The sequence below is a fragment of the Mesorhizobium sp. B2-5-7 genome, from assembly GCF_006440875.1.
In the GTDB taxonomy this organism is placed as follows: Bacteria; Pseudomonadota; Alphaproteobacteria; order Rhizobiales; family Rhizobiaceae; genus Mesorhizobium; species Mesorhizobium australicum.
In genome coordinates, this window is record NZ_VFUO01000001.1 from 476,799 (window position 1) to 493,036 (window position 16,238).

Below are 16,238 nucleotides of genomic sequence, written 5' to 3' on the forward strand. Positions count from 1 at the left end.
CTTAAATCGGCTTTTTTTGGGCCTTTCTGGCCGTTTTTTTCCTTTTTTGGGAAAGGCAAACCTCGCCAAAGGCCCTTTTTTGGCGCCGCGGCATCCGCTCGCATTTTGTCCAAAATACGTTGCGGGAACATGTACATGTACGCCCATCAATTCGTTGTTGCACCGTTAACCTGAATTGGTTCTAGCTTGATGCACTGGTTATTCGGGGAGGACATCCATGAACAATTTGCGTCTGAAAGCACTGCTGGGAGCAGGATGCTTTTCGCTGGCTTTGGCGGGCTCGGTTATCCATCCGGCGCATGCGGGCGGCCTGGAGCGCGGCGGCTACGACATCGACCTGTTGTTCGATCCGGCGCCGTTCGCGACTGAAGCCGAAGCGACCTATGTGATGCCGGATCGCAAGTACAAGAATGCGACGGGTCCGGGTGGCTTCAATTTTCTCGGTTCGACGGCGGATGGCGCCGAGGGCTATTGGGTACCCCGTATCGGGGCGAAGGTGCAGGTCGTGCAGGGAGTCGACTGCATGGTCGACTATTCACAGCCGTGGGGTGCCCACACAGCGCCTGGTACGTCTTGGAATGGCGCGTTTTCCAACGTCGAAACGGATATCAAGAGCAATAACTACGCTGGTACCTGCTCCTACAAGTTCGATGTCGGCAAGGGCCAACTCCGTTTTATCGGCGGCGTGTTCTACCAGGATATTTCAGGCTTCAAGGAGAGCCTGGTTGGTTTCAATCCAATTGGGCCGTCACCGATTGGCCGCGTCGACCTGGAGGCCAATGGATGGGGCTGGCGAGCCGGCGTTGCATACGAAATCCCCGATATCGCTCTTCGCGCGAGCTTGGTCTACAATTCCCAGGTCAAACTTGACAACATCACCGGCACACTCACGACGCCACTTGGGTCTGAGCCGATTTATGGCTCGACGCAATACATGCCAGACTCGTTGGAGTTGAAACTTCAGTCTGGCATCGCACCCGGCTGGCTTGCCTTCGGCTCGATCAAGTGGGTCAATTGGAGTGTGCTGCAAAGCGTTCCGATCTGCCCGACTCGTTTTGTTCCATCCGCGTCTTGCTTTACCGGTTCCCCGGGTGCAGTCACCTCACTCGACCTGATGTATCGCGACGGCTGGACCGTCACCGGCGGTGTCGGTCACAAGTTTAACGATCAGTGGAGCGCTGCCGGTCAGCTTTCCTGGGATCGTGGCACCTCGCATGGTTACGGCGCGCAGACCGATACTTGGACGCTGGGCGGCGGCGTTGCTTATACGCCTCGGCCTAATGTCGAAGTACGTCTGGCGGGTGCGGTTGGCGTCCTGACCAGCGGCCATTCCGGCACGTTGGCTGGAGAGAACGGCTACGTTGCTGGCGAAGACGCCAGCTACGACTTCGGCAACGATCTGGTCACGGCGCTATCGGGTGGAATCAAGATCAAGTTCTAAATCTCTGAAAACTATAATAAAAGGCCGGGCATTGCCCGGCCTTTTCGTTTGAGCCGGGTTTATCGGCGGCGCCGTCATCCAAGCTGCGTTGTATATAAGCCGCACTGTGGCCGCCTCGTGCGATTGTGACGTTTTGGCAACACTTTCTGAACAACCCCTGCGCTGGAAGTCAGGTCGAGGAAATTGCCCATTTCCCGCCATAAACCCGGCGCACCTCGATCTTGTCTCGGGACCGGCGCCAAAAGGCTCGGCGATGGGACGGGCCGCACCGCCCGCGGCAAGGAAGAGAATGGACGCCAAGGTCATCTCAAAGGCTAAGCTCCCTAGCCGCCATGTGACTGTCGGTCCGGCGCGTGCGCCGCACCGGTCCTATCTGTATGCCATGGGCCTCTCGGCGGCAGAGATCGCGCAGCCGCTGGTCGGCGTCGCCTCCTGCTGGAACGAAGCGGCACCCTGCAACATTTCGCTGATGCGCCAGGCGCAGGTGGTCAAGAAAGGGGTGGCCGCCGCCAATGGCACGCCGCGCGAATTCTGCACCATCACCGTCACGGACGGCATCGCCATGGGCCACCAGGGCATGAAGTCGTCGCTGGTGTCGCGCGAGGTCATCGCCGATTCGGTCGAGCTCACCATGCGCGGCCATTGCTACGACGCGCTGGTCGGTCTCGCCGGCTGCGACAAGTCGCTGCCCGGCATGATGATGGCCATGGTGCGGCTCAATGTGCCGTCGATTTTCATCTATGGCGGTTCGATCCTGCCCGGCAGCTATCGCGGCCGCCAGATCACCGTGCAGGATGTGTTCGAGGCTGTCGGCCAGCACTCGGTTGGCACGATCGGCGATGCCGAGCTGCTCGAAATCGAGCAGGCCGCCTGTCCCTCGGCCGGCTCCTGCGGTGCCCAGTTCACCGCCAACACGATGGCCACGGTCGCGGAGGCGATCGGCCTCGCGCTGCCCTATTCCTGCGGCGCGCCCGCGCCCTACGAAATGCGCGACCGCTTCAATTTCGCTTCCGGCGAAAAAATCATGGAGCTGATCGCCAAAAACATCCGCCCGCGCGACATCGTCACGCTGAAGGCGCTGGAAAACGCAGCGACCGTGGTCTCGGCCACCGGCGGCTCGACCAATGCGGCACTGCACCTGCCGGCGATCGCGCATGAGGCGGGGATCAAGTTCGACCTGTTCGACGTGGCGCGCATCTTCGAGAAGACGCCTTACATCGCCGACCTCAAGCCGGGCGGCAAATATGTCGCCAAGGACATGTTCGAGGCTGGCGGCATTCCGCTGCTGATGAAGACGCTGCTCGACCATGGCTATCTGCATGGCGATTGCCTGACGGTCACTGGCCGCACTTTGGCCGAAAATATGGAGCACGTTGCCTGGAATGAACACCAGGATGTGGTCCGCCCGGCCGACAGACCTATTACCCAAACCGGCGGTGTCGTGGGCTTGAAGGGAAACCTTGCCCCCGAAGGCGCGATCGTGAAGGTCGCGGGCATGGCGGAGTTGAAATTCTCCGGTCCGGCGCGCTGCTTCGATTCGGAAGAGGAATGTTTCGAAGCGGTGACGCATCGCAACTACCGGGAAGGCGAGGTACTGGTCATCCGCTATGAGGGACCGCGCGGCGGTCCTGGCATGCGCGAGATGCTGTCCACGACGGCGGCGCTCTACGGCCAGGGCATGGGCGGCAAGGTGGCACTGATCACGGACGGTCGCTTCTCGGGCGCCACACGCGGCTTCTGCATCGGCCATGTCGGGCCAGAAGCGGCCGTTGGCGGTCCGATTGGTCTCGTCAGGGATGGCGACGTGATCACGATCGACGCGGTGAACGGCACGATAGAGGTGGCGCTGTCCGATAGCGAGCTGGCGGCTCGGGCGAAGACATGGAAGGCGCGTACGACCGACTATCAGTCGGGCGCGATATGGAAATACGCACAGACGGTAGGGTCCGCCCGGGATGGCGCGGTCACCCATCCGGGCGGTGCGAAAGAAACACACTGCTATGCGGATATCTGAGTTGTTGACAACACCAGAGTTGCTGAGGTCATCTGTCCTTCCGGTACTGGTCGCGGTTGCGATCTTTGGTGCCGTGGGCCAGGCCATGGCTTTCGACGACAAGGTGTTCGACGACAAGACCGGAGTGAAGCCGCAGTCGAGCCCCTGGGCGGTGTTCCAGTTCGGCTTCTCCGCCTACAAGAACGGCCACAAGGAACAGGCGGCCGAGGCCTATAAATACGCCGCCGAAAACGGCCAGATCGGCGCCACCTGGAAACTTGCGCGCATGTATGCCGAAGGCGACGGCGTGGCCCGCGACGATTATGAGGCATTCAAGTTCTTCTCGGAGATCGTCGACCAGGACGTCGAGCCCGGCTCTCCGGAAGAAAGCTACGTCTCCGACGCGCTGGTGGCGCTGGGCGACTATCTGCGCAAGGGCATTCCCGGCAGCCCGGTCAGCGAGAACGAGGTGGCGGCGCAGGAATATTACATGCGCGCCGCCGCCAATTACCGCAATCCGAACGCCCAGTTCGAGATGGGGCAGATGTTCCTGAAGGGTGAAGGCGGCGTGAAAGCCAGCGTCAAGCAGGCCGGGCGCTGGTTCCAACTCGCCGCCGAGAAGGGCCATGCCGGCGCGCAGGCGACGCTTGGCCATCTGTTGTTCCAGAGCGGCAAGGTCGTGCGCGGTCTGGCGATGATGACAGCGGCCCTCGAGCGTGCTTCCCCGGCCGATCAGCCCTGGATTCGCGGCATGCAGGAAGAGGCCTTCGCCGCTGCCGGCGAAGCCGACCGTCGCACCGCGATCTCACTGGCCGACGATATCCTGACCAAGGGCAGCAACGTCGATCAGTAAGGTTCTTTCGAGGAACCGGAAAATCAGTTTTCGGTTGGCTCCGTCGGCACCATGCTTGGCGCGGGTGTGGAGATCGGCGTGACGTGCAGGTACGGCGCCATCGTGTTTGCGGGGCAGCTATCGCCGACCTTTGTCCACGACGTGTTGTTGAGCACCATGTCGCAGCGAGCCAAATGACTCTGATCGGCGACCGTCAGGCAGGCGACCTGGCCGACCGGATAGGATTTTCCATTGGCAAGACATTCCTGCGCGGCGAAGGCCGGCACGATCGCGGCCGTGGCGAGTGCCAAGCCGATCGGACAAAGAGCAAATCGAATGGTCATGGGAACCCCGGCCGCCATGATGATCTCCCATCATGCGTCGGAATGTGGCGATATGAGGGTTTCTCTGGTTATCCGGCCGGCTGCAGCGCGAGGTTGATCGCTACCGGGACGTGATCGGACGGTTTTTCCCAGGCGCGCACATGTTTTTCGATCGAAGCCGATGAGAACCGGTTTGCGGCTTCCGGCGACAACAGCAGATGGTCGATGCGGATGCCGTTGTTCTTCTGCCAGGCGCCGGCCTGATAATCCCAGAACGTGTAGGTATCAGGCGCATCGGTGACCGCGCGCACCGCTTCGGTGAAGCCGAGGTTCAGCAGCCGGCGGAAGGCCTGCCGCGTCCGCGGCTGGAACAGCGCGTCGTCCAGCCAGTTCTCCGGAAACCGCGCGTCGATGGGCTCGGGGATGACATTGTAGTCGCCGGCCAGCACCAGCGCCTCTTCCAGCCTCAGGCGCTCCTGCGCCCACCGCTCCAGCCGCGCCATCCACGACAGCTTGTAGGGGAACTTCTTCTCGTCATCGATCGGGTTGCCGTTGGGCAGATAGAGCGAGGCGACACGAAGCGCGCCCTTGTCGGTGGAAAAAACACCCTCGATGAAACGGGCCTGCTCGTCGATGTCGTCGCCCGGCAGGCCCCTGATGACCTCGTCGAAAGGAAGCTTCGACAGCAGGGCGACACCGTTGAAGCCCTTCTGGCCATGGGTTTCGACATTATAGCCAAGCGCCTCGATCTCGGCACGCGGGAACTGCTCGTCGACCGTCTTGATCTCCTGCAGGCAGACGATGTCGGGCGCGCTCTCGGTCAGCCAATGGGTCAGGTTGCCGATGCGGGCGCGCACGCCGTTGATGTTCCAGGTGACGATTTTCATGACGGTCTCATTGTTCCTGCGGCGGGCGGCGTTCAACGAGTCCGATCGTATTGCCTGCCGGGTCCTTTATAAAGGCCATCCATTCGCTTTCCCCCGCCGGGCCGAACCGGCCCTCGGTGTCGCGATGGACGAGCGCCGGCGGCGCGGTGAAGGGAATGCCGGCTGCCTTGGCCTCGGCATAAAAGGCTTCGAGGCCTGACATGTCGAGATAGAGGGTGCCGGCCGGGATGCCGTCGGTGAACAACAGCCTGACATTGCCTGCCATGATGAAGGCGATGCCGGGCGGATCGTAGCGGGCATGAATGCTCATGCCGAGGACGTCGCGCCAAAAGGCCAGCGTCGCGTCGAGGTCGCGACCGGCTGAGAGCGCAACCTGACGAACCGCGCCAGTTGCGGGCATCTCGGTCCTAGATGGAGAAGCTGGTGCCGCAGCCGCAGGAGGCGACCGCATTCGGGTTCCTGATCTGGAACGACTGTCCCATCAGATCGTCGACGAAATCGATCACCGAGCCACCCATATAGACCAGCGACATGTCGTCGATCAGCACCGTGGCGCCATCCTTCTCGATGGCGACGTCGTCGTCATTGCGTGTGTCGACCAGATCGAATTTGTAGGAAAAGCCGGAGCAGCCGCCACCTTCGACGGACACACGCAGCGCCGTCTTGCCGGCTTCGGCCGAAACAATCCTGGCGATCCGCTTGGCCGCGGCCTCGGTCATATCGACTTTCATGGCAGTCTTGGCATCCGCGCCCATGGGCGTCACCTTGCTTTCGGTTTCACATGATAGGTATGAAGCGCGACGGGGCAAGTCAACTGCGGCAGCATCAGCCATGACAAATGAGCTTGGCGACATCGGTTTTGGCTATCGGCCGCGCGCGGCCTACGCCACGGATCCCGCACGTTCGCGGGGCCGTCTGTTCGACGAGGTGGAAAGTCCGACCCGCACACCGTTCCAGCGTGACCGCGACCGGATCATCCATTCGACGGCGTTTCGGCGGCTCAAGCACAAGACGCAGGTCTTCATCGCGCACGAAGGCGACCACTACCGCACAAGGCTGACCCATTCGATCGAGGTGGCGCAGATCGCACGTGCCTTGGCCCGGGCGCTGCGCGGCGACGAGGATCTCGCCGAAGCGGTGGCGCTGGTGCATGATTTCGGCCACACGCCTTTTGGCCACACAGGCGAGGACGCGCTGAACGAAAAGATGGCGGCGTGGGGCGGCTTCGACCACAACGCACAATCGCTGCGCATCGTGACCAGGCTGGAGGCGCGCTACGCTGAATTTGACGGGCTCAATCTGAGCTGGGAAACGCTGGAAGGCCTGGTCAAGCACAATGGTCCGCTCACCGACAGTAGCGGCCAAGGCCTGAAAGGGCCGGTACCGCAGGCGATCCGCGACTACTCGCAACTACAGGATCTCGAGCTAGACCGGTTCGCCGGCATCGAAGCGCAGTGCGCGGCGATTGCCGACGACATTGCCTACAACACGCATGATATCGATGATGGGCTGAGGTCAGGGCTGCTGACGCTTGACATGCTGAAGGCCGTTTCGCTGCCTGGAACGATCCTGAAAGCTGTGCGCGAGCGCTATCCCAGGCTTGATGACGTGCGCACCGGCCACGAATTGATGCGGCGCCAGATCACGGCCATGGTCGAGGATGTGATCAAGTCGACCACCGCCAATCTGGAGCGGATCAGGCCGCTGAGCGCTGACGCGGTCAGGGCCGCGGGCGAAACGATGGTAACATTTTCGATCGAGATGGCGGAAGCCGAGAAGGAACTGAAGGCCTTCCTCTACAAGCACCTCTACCGGCACGAGGAGGTCATGCGGGTGCGTGCGGACGCCGAGCAGATCGTCCGGGACCTGTTCGACGTCTATTTCGCCAACCCGCGCGCCATGCCGGACGGCTGGCGCGAAGGGCTGGACCGCGCCGAGGATCGCATCAAAGCGCGCAGCGTCGCCGATTTCCTGGCCGGCATGACCGACACCTACGCGCTCAAGGAACACAGGCGTTTGTTTGACCGCACCCCGGATTTGAGCTAGGGCGGGCTCGATTTGCCGGCCAAAGGGCCGGATTCGTCATAAAGCCACCGAGCATACACCATGAACATCTTCGCCGATTTCACCGCGCGAGTCACAAAGGCTGTCGAAGCGCTAGACCTGAAGGACCAGGACGGCGTTTCGCCTGATCTGTCGCGCATCGCCGTCGAGCCGCCGCGCGACGCCAGCCATGGCGATCTCGCGACCAATGCGGCGATGGTGCTGGCCAAGCCAACCGGACAGAACCCGCGCGCGCTGGCCGAGAGATTGGCGGACGCCCTGCGGGCCGACCAGGATGTCGCCGCCGCCGAGGTCGCCGGTCCCGGCTTCGTCAATCTCAGGCTCCAGGACGGTTTCTGGCAGGCGCATCTATCGGCGCTTTTGGGCGAGGGTCCCAACTACGGCCGCTCGACGATCGGCGCCGGCCGCAAAACCAATGTCGAATATGTCTCGGCCAATCCGACCGGGCCGATGCATGTCGGCCATTGCCGGGGCGCCGTCGTCGGGGATGCGCTCGCCAACCTGATGGCGTTCGCCGGTTACGACGTGACCAAGGAATATGTCATCAACGACGCCGGCTCGCAGATCGACGTGCTAGGGCGCTCGGCGATGTTGCGCTATCGCGAGGCGCTTGGCGACGATGTTGGTGAGATTCCGGCAGGACTTTATCCCGGCGACTATCTGGTCTCCGTCGGCGAGGCTCTGGTCAGGGAGTTTGGCCGTTCCTTGCTGCAGATGCCTGATGACGAGGCATTGGCCATCGTCAAGGATCGCACCATAGATGCGATGATGGTGATGATCCGCGAGGACCTTGCACTGCTCAACGTGCATCACGACGTGTTCTTCTCCGAACGCACGCTGCATGCCGACAATGCCAGGAAGATCCGCTCGGCGATCAACGACCTGACGCTGAAGGGCCATATCTACAAGGGCAAGCTGCCGCCGCCCAAGGGCGAGAAGCCGGACGACTGGGAAGACCGCGAACAGACGCTGTTCCGTTCGACCGCCGTCGGCGACGACATGGATCGGGCGCTGGTCAAGTCCGACGGCTCGTTCACCTATTTCGCGGCCGACGTGGCTTATCTCAAGGACAAGGTCGACCGCGGCTTCGTCGACCTGATCTATGTTCTCGGCGCCGACCATGGCGGCTACGTCAAGCGCCTGGAAGCCCTGGCACGGGCCATTGCCGGCGACGACGTCAAGCTCACCGTTCTGCTGTGCAATCTCGTGAAGCTGTTTCGCGATGGCGAGCCGGTGCGGATGTCGAAGCGGTCCGGTGACTTCGTGACGCTGCGCGAGGTGGTGGAAGAAGTCGGACGCGATCCGATCCGCTTCATGATGCTTTATCGCAAGAACGATGCGCCGCTCGATTTCGATTTCGCCAAGGTGACCGAACAGTCCAAGGACAATCCGGTGTTTTACGTGCAGTACGCCTCGGCGCGCTGCCATTCGGTGTTCCGGCAGGCGAGCGAACAATTGGGCGAGGCGAATTTCGACCGCAACAGCCTGGCGGCAGCGTCAACGTCGTTGACCGACGAAGGTGAAATCGGCTTGATTAGAAAGCTTGCGGAATATCCGCGCCTGATCGAGTCCGCCGCTCTTGCGCTCGAGCCGCATCGGCTGGCATTTTATCTTTATGATCTGGCTTCCAGTTTCCATGGACACTGGAACCGGGGTACGGATAATCCGGACTTACGTTTTGTTAAGGTTAACGACCGACAATTGACGCATGCCAGACTAGGGCTGGTGCAGGCTGTTTCGGATGTTCTGACGTCCGGCCTGACGTTGATCGGGGCCGCCGCGCCCACCGAAATGCGTTAGGTTTGACTAAAAAACCTGTCACCTTTTGCCCACATTGCGCTGGTAAGGGCCAACCCTGCGCGACGTCCATGGCGTCCGAATGAGTGCGAGTTCGGGAACAATAATGGCAGACAGAACCCAGCTGAGAGTAGCCGACAACAACGACATCGCCGCCGATGATCCGTTCGCGGAACTGACCAGGATCATGGGATTCGACCCCCGCCAGCCGGTCAAGCCGCATGCGCCGGCCGAGCCGAAAGCCATGGTCGCCGATCAGGCTGCGGAAGAGGGCGATTTCGACATCGATCTCGAGAAGGAACTGATGGGCGAATTCGACGCTGTCGACAGCGTCGCCGCTCCGCTTGTCGAGGCTCATGAGCCGGCATTCGAGCCGGTGGCAATCGATGTGTCGGATGACGATCTCGCGCTGTCGCTTGATGACGATTTTCACCTGGACATGGCTGAGGTCGATGACCGGACGGTGGCCGCCAGCCATGCCGGCGCCGCGGAAGCTGTGCCGTCCGTCGAGCCTGCCGTCGACATCGATTTCGACACTACCGTGGCCAGCTCGCTCGAAGACGTTTCGGCCTTCGACGACGATCTGCCGATGGAAGACGAGCTTGCCGCTTCCCTCGACCGGGATTTCCATATCGAGGACGAGGCCGCCGAGCCCCGGTATGCCGTTGAAACGCCGGTTGCAGAAGTGGCGGCAACGGCCGAGCCGGCTTCCGATCAAGAATTCGACGATGCCGTTGCGATCTCGCTCGAGGACGAGCTGATGCTCGACGACCATTCGGCGGATCAGCGCCAAGTGGCTGCTGCCGAATATCCAGAGCCGGCGCCGGCCACCGCGGATGAGACCCAGTCGATCTCCGGCGAGGATTTCGTTGGTCAGTTCGACGATGCCATGGCCGATGTCGACGTGGATTTTGACGTTCAGGCCGATGAGCCACAAGCTTTTGAGGAGCCGCGAGCACATGAGTTGCTTGCCGATGTCATCGGCACGAAGGACGAGGTTCCAGGCGCTGAAGCCATTTCGGATGACGCTTTCGACCTGGATTTGGACGAGGCGTTTGCCGAGCCCGCCGAAGAGCCAGCCGCCGAAATTGCCGCGGCTCCCGCGCAGCCGATGGCGGCAGCCATCGCGCCCCCAGTGCAGGCGCCCATCACGGACGAACGAAGCCTCGAAGACGAGTTGAACGCGCTTCTTGGCGCCATGACCGCGCGCACGCTGCCGTCGGCCAGGGAGCCGGCCATGGCTCAGCCGGTCGTGCCCCAGCCGGCCGCCGCGCCTGTTCAGCCGCCACTCGTCTCGACTGCAAAGGCCGCGGAGGAACCTGTCGATCTTGTTGGTGATCTCGACTGGGATCTCGATGAAGCAGCGTCCCAGGATGTGCATCAGTCCGGTTCCGACCAGGCCGCCGACGTTGACCTCGACGACCTGCTGCTCGACGAGCTTCAGGACCATGATTTCGGCTCGGAGACCGCTGAGCAGGGCGAGGTCGATTTCGACAATGGCGCCTTCGACGCCACCCGGGCCGAGGGCGTTGACCCGCATGAGGAAACAGCTTCCCTGCAGGATCAAGCCGATTCGCTCGATTGGCTGGCGGAACGCCCCGCGCCGTCGGAGCCGGCCCGTTCGTGGAGCCGCGTGACACCGGTTCCCCAACAGCCGGCATTTGCCGCGCAGTCTGCCGCCTCGATGGCGGCCTGGACGGCAGCACCGGAAACGGCCGCCGTGCCGTCCTACCGGCCGGCCGAGCCGGTTGCAGCCGCTCCCTACGTGGCTCCATCGGCACCGCAGGCGCAGCAGTCCTCGCGTTATGAAGAGATGCCCGATGTCGAGACGGTCGATGTGCCGGAGCGCGTCGTGGCGCTGGCCGACGATCTCGACATTCCAGAGTTGCATTTCGAGGACGATGAGCCGGTAGCATCCGGTTATGACGATCTCGACGCCGAATTCGCCAGCCTTCTGACTGAAATGAATTCGGTGGAGGTCGCGCCTGCTTCTGCCACTAGCGCCGCCTATGCGGACGAATCCTACAATGCCGGGTTCAATCCGGGATACGGCGCGGCCAATCCGGGATATGGCGACGCCAATCCGGGATATGACGCGGTCAATCCGGGATATGGCAACGCCAATCCGGGATATGGCAACGCCAATCCGGGATATGACGCGGTCAATCCGGGTGAAGAATCCAGGCCGGCCTATCAGCCGGAAGCGCGGACCTATGCGGCACGGCCGGCGGAAATGCCTGCCCGCGCGGCGGCGGCGGCCTCGACCTATGCCGATGCTGCTGAAGGCTTCGATGATCTGCCCGGCAGCCAGCCGATCTCGCAGGCGGACGATTTCACCGTCGATGAACTCGACTACGATCCCGAACTGGACGAAGCGATGTCGGTTCCGGGTCTCGGCGAGCGGGAAGCCGCCCGGTCGTCCGGCCGGCGCGGCCTCTTCATCGCGGCGATTGTCGGTGCCGTGGCGGTCGCGGGCGGTCTTGGCGCCTTTGCGCTGTCTTTCGGCGGCAAGGGCGGCAGTGAGGCTCCGGTGATCGTCAAGGCCGATAATTCACCGATCAAGATCAAGCCGGAAAATCCGGGCGGCACCGTGGTGCCGAACCAGGACAACAAGGTCTATGACGCGGTGGTCAAGGGCGCGAAGCCGGCCGAGCCGGTCCAGCAGAAGCTCGTCACCAACGCCGAGGAGCCGGTGGACGTGCAGGCGAAGGACCCGGCCCGCGCCGTCGATCTTTCTCCCGACCATAACGCCGCCGCCGGCACGGATGGCGCAGGCGACGTCTCGACCGCTGGTGCGGCCCCCGCCAACATAGCGGCGCCCACGCCGAAGTCGGAGGATCGCATCGCGCAGGTCCTGCAGGAAGCCGACAAGGGCACCAGCAACGATGTCGTTGCCGTTGCGCCGCGCAAGGTCAGGACCATGGTGGTCAAGTCCGACGGCTCGCTGGTGGCGCGTGAGGATCCGGCACCGGCGACACCCCAGGTCGCCGCGGCGGAGCCGACCGATCCGGCACCACAGCATGTGGCGCCTGCCGCGCTGGCCAATGCCGACCAGACTGGGGCCGACCAGACTGGGGCCGACCAGACTGGCGCCGCCCAGACTGGCGCCGCCCAGACCGGTACCGCCCAGACTGGCACCGACCAGACTGGAACCGTGGCGCCCGCCGCCGCGCAGGCCGACGATGAGCCGGCTCTGAAGCCCGCGGCCAAGCCTGCCAAGGCGCAGTCGGCCAACACGCCGGCCAAGGTTGCGATCGCGCCGCAGCGTCCGTCCGACCAGCCGGTCGACGTGGTCGGCGAGGTCAAGCCAGATCAGGTCGCTTCCATCGATCCCGCCTCGACCGCGACCGGCAGCGGTTCGTGGTCGATGCAGATCGCTTCTCAGCCGACGGTAGAGAGTGCCCAGTCGACCTACCAGGACCTGCAGCGCCGCTACGGCAGCGTGCTCTCCGGCCGCACGGCCAACATCGTCAAGGCCGAGATCGCCGGCAAGGGCACGTTCTACCGCGTGCGCGTTCCGGCTCAGTCGCGCAACGATGCGATCAATTTGTGCACCAGCTACAAGACCGCGGGCGGCAACTGCTTCGTATCGCGCTAGAGCCGGATGATTTCAGGTCGAGTCGACCTGAAATCTGAATCCGTCTCTAAGTCAAAGAGATAGAGCATGATGTCGTCCGAAAACAGCTTCACACTTTTCGGCATCATGCTCTAGACGTTGATCCAATCTCTCAAAGTCGGCGCGGCCCAAGGCCGCGCCGACTTTTTCATGTGGAAGCCTGTTTTGCAGCCCGTCCTATGCGGTCAGGGATGATTCCCTTTGACCGCGCGAAGCCCTAGACTCCTGAAATGACCGAATCAAAATCCATGATCCTCGGCTGTGCCGGGAAAACGCTCACCCGCGAAGAGATCCGTTTCTATCGCAATGAGTGCCCGTGGGCCTTCATCCTGTTCGCCCGCAACATCGGCGAGGCCGAGCAGATCCGCGATCTCGTCGCCGAGATGCGCGATTGCATCGGGCGCCCGGACGCGCTGGTGTTCATCGACCAGGAAGGCGGCAGGGTGCAGCGCCTGCGACCGCCGCTGGCGCCGAACTATCCGGCCGGTGGCGCGCTGGGGGCGCTTTGGCGCGACGATCACGACGCTGGCGTGCGCGCCGCCTGGCTGATGGCGCGGCTGCATGCCTTCGACCTCCTGCGCTATGGTATATCGGCGGATTGCCTGCCGGTGCTCGACGTCCCGATCGAAGGGGCCAGCGATGTCATCGGCGCGCGCGCCTATGGCAAGGATCCGCGTCCGGTCATCGAACTCGGCCGCGCCGCGGCCGAAGGCCTGATGGCGGGCGGCGTGCTGCCCGTGATGAAGCATGTTCCGGGGCACGGCCGGGCGTTTGCCGACACGCATTTCGAGCTGCCTGTCGTCGACGCCTCGCTCAGCGATCTGCAACGGCACGACTTTGCCCCGTTCCGCGAACTCAACCATCTGCCGATGGCGATGACCGCGCATGTCGTCTACAGCGCCATCGATCCCAAGAATCCGGCGACGACTTCCGGCAAGGTCATCGACGAGATCATCCGCCGCGAGATCGGCTTCGACGGGCTCTTGATGAGCGACGACACCTCGATGAAGGCACTTTCTGGGGATTTCCCGACAAAGGCCGCCTCGATCCTTGCGGCCGGCTGTGATCTGGTCCTTCACTGCAACGGCGTTTTCGAGGAGATGGCGGGGATCGCATCGCGCACCAAAGGGCTTGAAGGCAAGTCGCTGGAGCGCGCCAAGCGGGCAATGACCTATATAAAGAAAAGCGACACGGTAGAAGAAACCGAGATACGCGCTGAATTCGCCACCTATTTCGACGCGGTGGCATAGCCAAGGGAAGTGACAGGGCAGTGGCGGAAGCATTGGAAAGCAAGGCTCCGAAGGCCGCACCGATGGATCGCCTGTGGGCCGAGAATGACGATTCACGCGTCACCGGCGATCCGTCGCTGGTGGTCGACGTGGCCGGCTTCGAGGGCCCGCTCGACCTTCTCCTGCATCTTGCCCGTACCCAGAAGGTCGATCTGGCGCGCATTTCGATCCTGGCACTGGTCGAGCAATATCTGACCTTTGTCGAGACGGCGAGGGCGCTGCGGCTCGAACTTGCCGCCGACTATCTGGTGATGGCGGCTTGGCTGGCCTTCCTCAAGTCGAAGCTGCTGATTCCCAAGCAGCCGGGCGAGGAGGGCGAAAGCGGTGAGGAACTGGCGGCGGTGCTGCAGTTCCGGCTGAAGCGGCTCGAAGCCATGCGCGACGCGTCTGCGCGTCTGGTCAACCGCAACCGGCTCGGTCGCGACGTGTTCGCGCGCGGCATGCCGGAAATGGTGATCATCGAGAAGCGCAACGCCTATTCGGCGTCGCTCTACGACTTGCTGACGGCCTATGCCCAGCAGCGGCAGAAGCAGGCGATCAACAACGTGACGATCGCCAGGCGCGGTGTCTGGTCGCTCAAGGACGCGCGCGACATCCTGACCCGCCTTGTCGGGGCTGTAAGCGACTGGACGACACTGGAAAGTTTCCTGATCGTGTACATGACCAGCCCCGAGGAAAGGCGCACGGCGATCGCCAGTTCCTTCGCGGCAACGTTGGAACTGGTGCGCGACGGCACGATGGACGTGCGGCAGGATCAGACATTTGCCCCGATCTATTTGCGCGGCCGCACGCAAGCAATCAAGGCAGTCGAGGTGGCAACATGAGCGAACGCGCCAACGCTTCGGTTATCCCGTTCAAGGTCGAGGACGAGCCTGGGCAGGAGTTGTTCTCCGAGGATGTGGCCGAGCAGGTGCAGAACCCGGCCGAGCGTCTGCATATGGCGGAAGCCGTGCGCATGGCGGAGGCGATCGTGTTCGCCAGCGCCGAACCCGTCAGCGAAAAGCAGCTTGCCGCACGCCTTCCCGATGGCATCAATGTCGCGCTAGCCATGAGGGAGCTGCAGCAGATCTACGCCCGGCGCGGCGTCAATCTGGTGCGGGTCGGCGATGCCTGGGCCTTCCGAACCGCCGGCGACCTGGCCTTCCTGATGAGCCGCGATACGGTGCAGCAGCGCAAGCTGTCACGAGCGGCGCTCGAGGTGCTGGCGATCATAGCCTACCACCAGCCGGTGACGCGCGCCGAGATCGAGGACATCAGAGGTGTCGAGACGTCGAAGGGCACGCTCGACACGCTGCTCGAAACGGAATGGGTGCGCATGCGCGGCCGCCGCAAAACGCCCGGCCGCCCCGTCACCTATGGGACCACCGAAACCTTCCTTGACCATTTCGCACTCGAGGAAATCCGTGATCTTCCAGGCATGGAGGAACTGAAGGGCGCCGGCCTGCTATCGGGCCGCATGCCGTCGAATTTCTCCATCCCGCAACCGCCGGCCGATCCCGACGCGCTGACCGAGGAAGAGGATCCGCTGACCGACATCGACCTCGAGGAGCTCGGTCTGCTGACGCCGCGCGTCACGGAAGATTGACCACGAGCGCCTTTCAAAAGCTGCTTTCCGGCTTTACATGCGCCGTTTGGTAGCGGGCCGCATCGCCGAAAATGCGTGACATCCGTCGGCCTTTCATAAACTCTGTCGCGGTTGTGTTTGAATCCCAAAGCGAAAACGCATAGATCATCGCCAGGGAAAACATTCGAGAGAGATTTGGTTATGGGTTCATTTTCGATTTGGCACTGGATGATCGTGCTGGTGATCGTGCTGCTGGTGTTCGGCCGCGGCAAGATTCCCGAGCTGATGGGTGACATGGCCAAGGGCATCAAGAGCTTCAAGAAGGGCATGGCCGACGACGACGTTGCCGACGACAAGCGCACCGTCGAACACCGTGCCGATGAGACCGTTTCGGCCGCGAAGGAAAAGGCCAGCAAGAGCTGAGCCAAAAGT

The 16,238-nt window shown here is 62.7% G+C and carries 14 protein-coding genes; 10 read left to right on the top strand and 4 right to left on the bottom strand.

The window, feature by feature from the left end; genetic code table 11:
• The first annotated feature begins 217 nt into the window (after nt 1-217).
• From FJ543_RS02295 to FJ543_RS02305, 3 genes are all read left to right on the top strand, one after another.
• Nucleotides 218-1,441, top strand: a complete 1,224-nt coding sequence (locus tag FJ543_RS02295) for an OmpP1/FadL family transporter (protein WP_140873610.1) — start codon at nt 218-220, stop codon at nt 1,439-1,441.
• 289 nt (nt 1,442-1,730) lie between these two features.
• Nucleotides 1,731-3,455, top strand: a complete 1,725-nt coding sequence (gene ilvD, locus FJ543_RS02300; protein ID WP_140873612.1) for a dihydroxy-acid dehydratase — start codon at nt 1,731-1,733, stop codon at nt 3,453-3,455.
• On the top strand, nt 3,442-4,287 hold the full coding sequence (locus FJ543_RS02305) for a tetratricopeptide repeat protein (RefSeq protein ID WP_181173899.1): 846 nt from the start codon (nt 3,442-3,444) through the stop codon (nt 4,285-4,287). Before ilvD ends, FJ543_RS02305 begins: the two co-directional genes overlap by 14 nt.
• A 23-nt stretch (nt 4,288-4,310) precedes the next feature.
• Here FJ543_RS02305 and FJ543_RS02310 read toward each other — a convergent pair whose 3' ends face one another.
• Genes FJ543_RS02310 through erpA form a run of 4 tightly spaced genes read right to left on the bottom strand, consistent with a single transcriptional unit; the run spans nt 4,311 to nt 6,231 of the window.
• Nucleotides 4,311-4,628: a hypothetical protein gene (locus FJ543_RS02310; protein ID WP_181173900.1), complete on the bottom strand. Its 318-nt coding sequence runs from the start codon at nt 4,626-4,628 to the stop codon at nt 4,311-4,313.
• Between the two features lie 50 nt (nt 4,629-4,678).
• Nucleotides 4,679-5,476 (bottom strand): exodeoxyribonuclease III, encoded by a 798-nt coding sequence (gene xth / locus FJ543_RS02315; protein WP_140873614.1) that lies wholly within the window; start codon nt 5,474-5,476, stop codon nt 4,679-4,681.
• Between the two features lie 7 nt (nt 5,477-5,483).
• Nucleotides 5,484-5,876: a VOC family protein gene (locus tag FJ543_RS02320; RefSeq protein ID WP_140716618.1), complete on the bottom strand. Its 393-nt coding sequence runs from the start codon at nt 5,874-5,876 to the stop codon at nt 5,484-5,486.
• 7 nt (nt 5,877-5,883) lie between these two features.
• Nucleotides 5,884-6,231, bottom strand: coding sequence for an iron-sulfur cluster insertion protein ErpA (erpA, locus tag FJ543_RS02325; RefSeq protein ID WP_140661113.1), 348 nt, complete (start codon nt 6,229-6,231; stop codon nt 5,884-5,886).
• Nucleotides 6,232-6,307: 76 nt separating this feature from the next.
• Here erpA and FJ543_RS02330 point away from each other — a divergent pair, with 76 nt between their 5' ends.
• The 7 genes from FJ543_RS02330 (at nt 6,308) to FJ543_RS02360 (ending at nt 16,229) form a co-directional block, all read left to right on the top strand.
• On the top strand, nt 6,308-7,522 hold the full coding sequence (locus FJ543_RS02330) for a deoxyguanosinetriphosphate triphosphohydrolase (RefSeq protein ID WP_015317527.1): 1,215 nt from the start codon (nt 6,308-6,310) through the stop codon (nt 7,520-7,522).
• Between the two features lie 60 nt (nt 7,523-7,582).
• Entirely contained in the window at nt 7,583-9,340 is a 1,758-nt protein-coding gene (gene argS / locus FJ543_RS02335) for an arginine--tRNA ligase (RefSeq protein WP_015317528.1), read from the top strand.
• 103 nt (nt 9,341-9,443) lie between these two features.
• Nucleotides 9,444-12,935 (top strand): SPOR domain-containing protein, encoded by a 3,492-nt coding sequence (locus FJ543_RS02340; RefSeq protein WP_140873615.1) that lies wholly within the window; start codon nt 9,444-9,446, stop codon nt 12,933-12,935.
• 248 nt (nt 12,936-13,183) lie between these two features.
• Nucleotides 13,184-14,203: a beta-N-acetylhexosaminidase gene (gene nagZ / locus FJ543_RS02345; protein WP_140716626.1), complete on the top strand. Its 1,020-nt coding sequence runs from the start codon at nt 13,184-13,186 to the stop codon at nt 14,201-14,203.
• Nucleotides 14,204-14,265: 62 nt separating this feature from the next.
• Nucleotides 14,266-15,066 (top strand): ScpA family protein, encoded by an 801-nt coding sequence (locus FJ543_RS02350; protein ID WP_140874440.1) that lies wholly within the window; start codon nt 14,266-14,268, stop codon nt 15,064-15,066.
• Entirely contained in the window at nt 15,063-15,827 is a 765-nt protein-coding gene (gene scpB, locus FJ543_RS02355) for an SMC-Scp complex subunit ScpB (protein WP_140873617.1), read from the top strand. Before FJ543_RS02350 ends, scpB begins: the two co-directional genes overlap by 4 nt.
• A 180-nt stretch (nt 15,828-16,007) precedes the next feature.
• The gene (locus FJ543_RS02360) at nt 16,008-16,229 is read left to right on the top strand and encodes a twin-arginine translocase TatA/TatE family subunit (RefSeq protein ID WP_015317533.1); all 222 of its coding nucleotides are present in this window, start codon (nt 16,008-16,010) and stop codon (nt 16,227-16,229) included.
• The last annotated feature ends 9 nt before the right edge of the window (nt 16,230-16,238 follow it).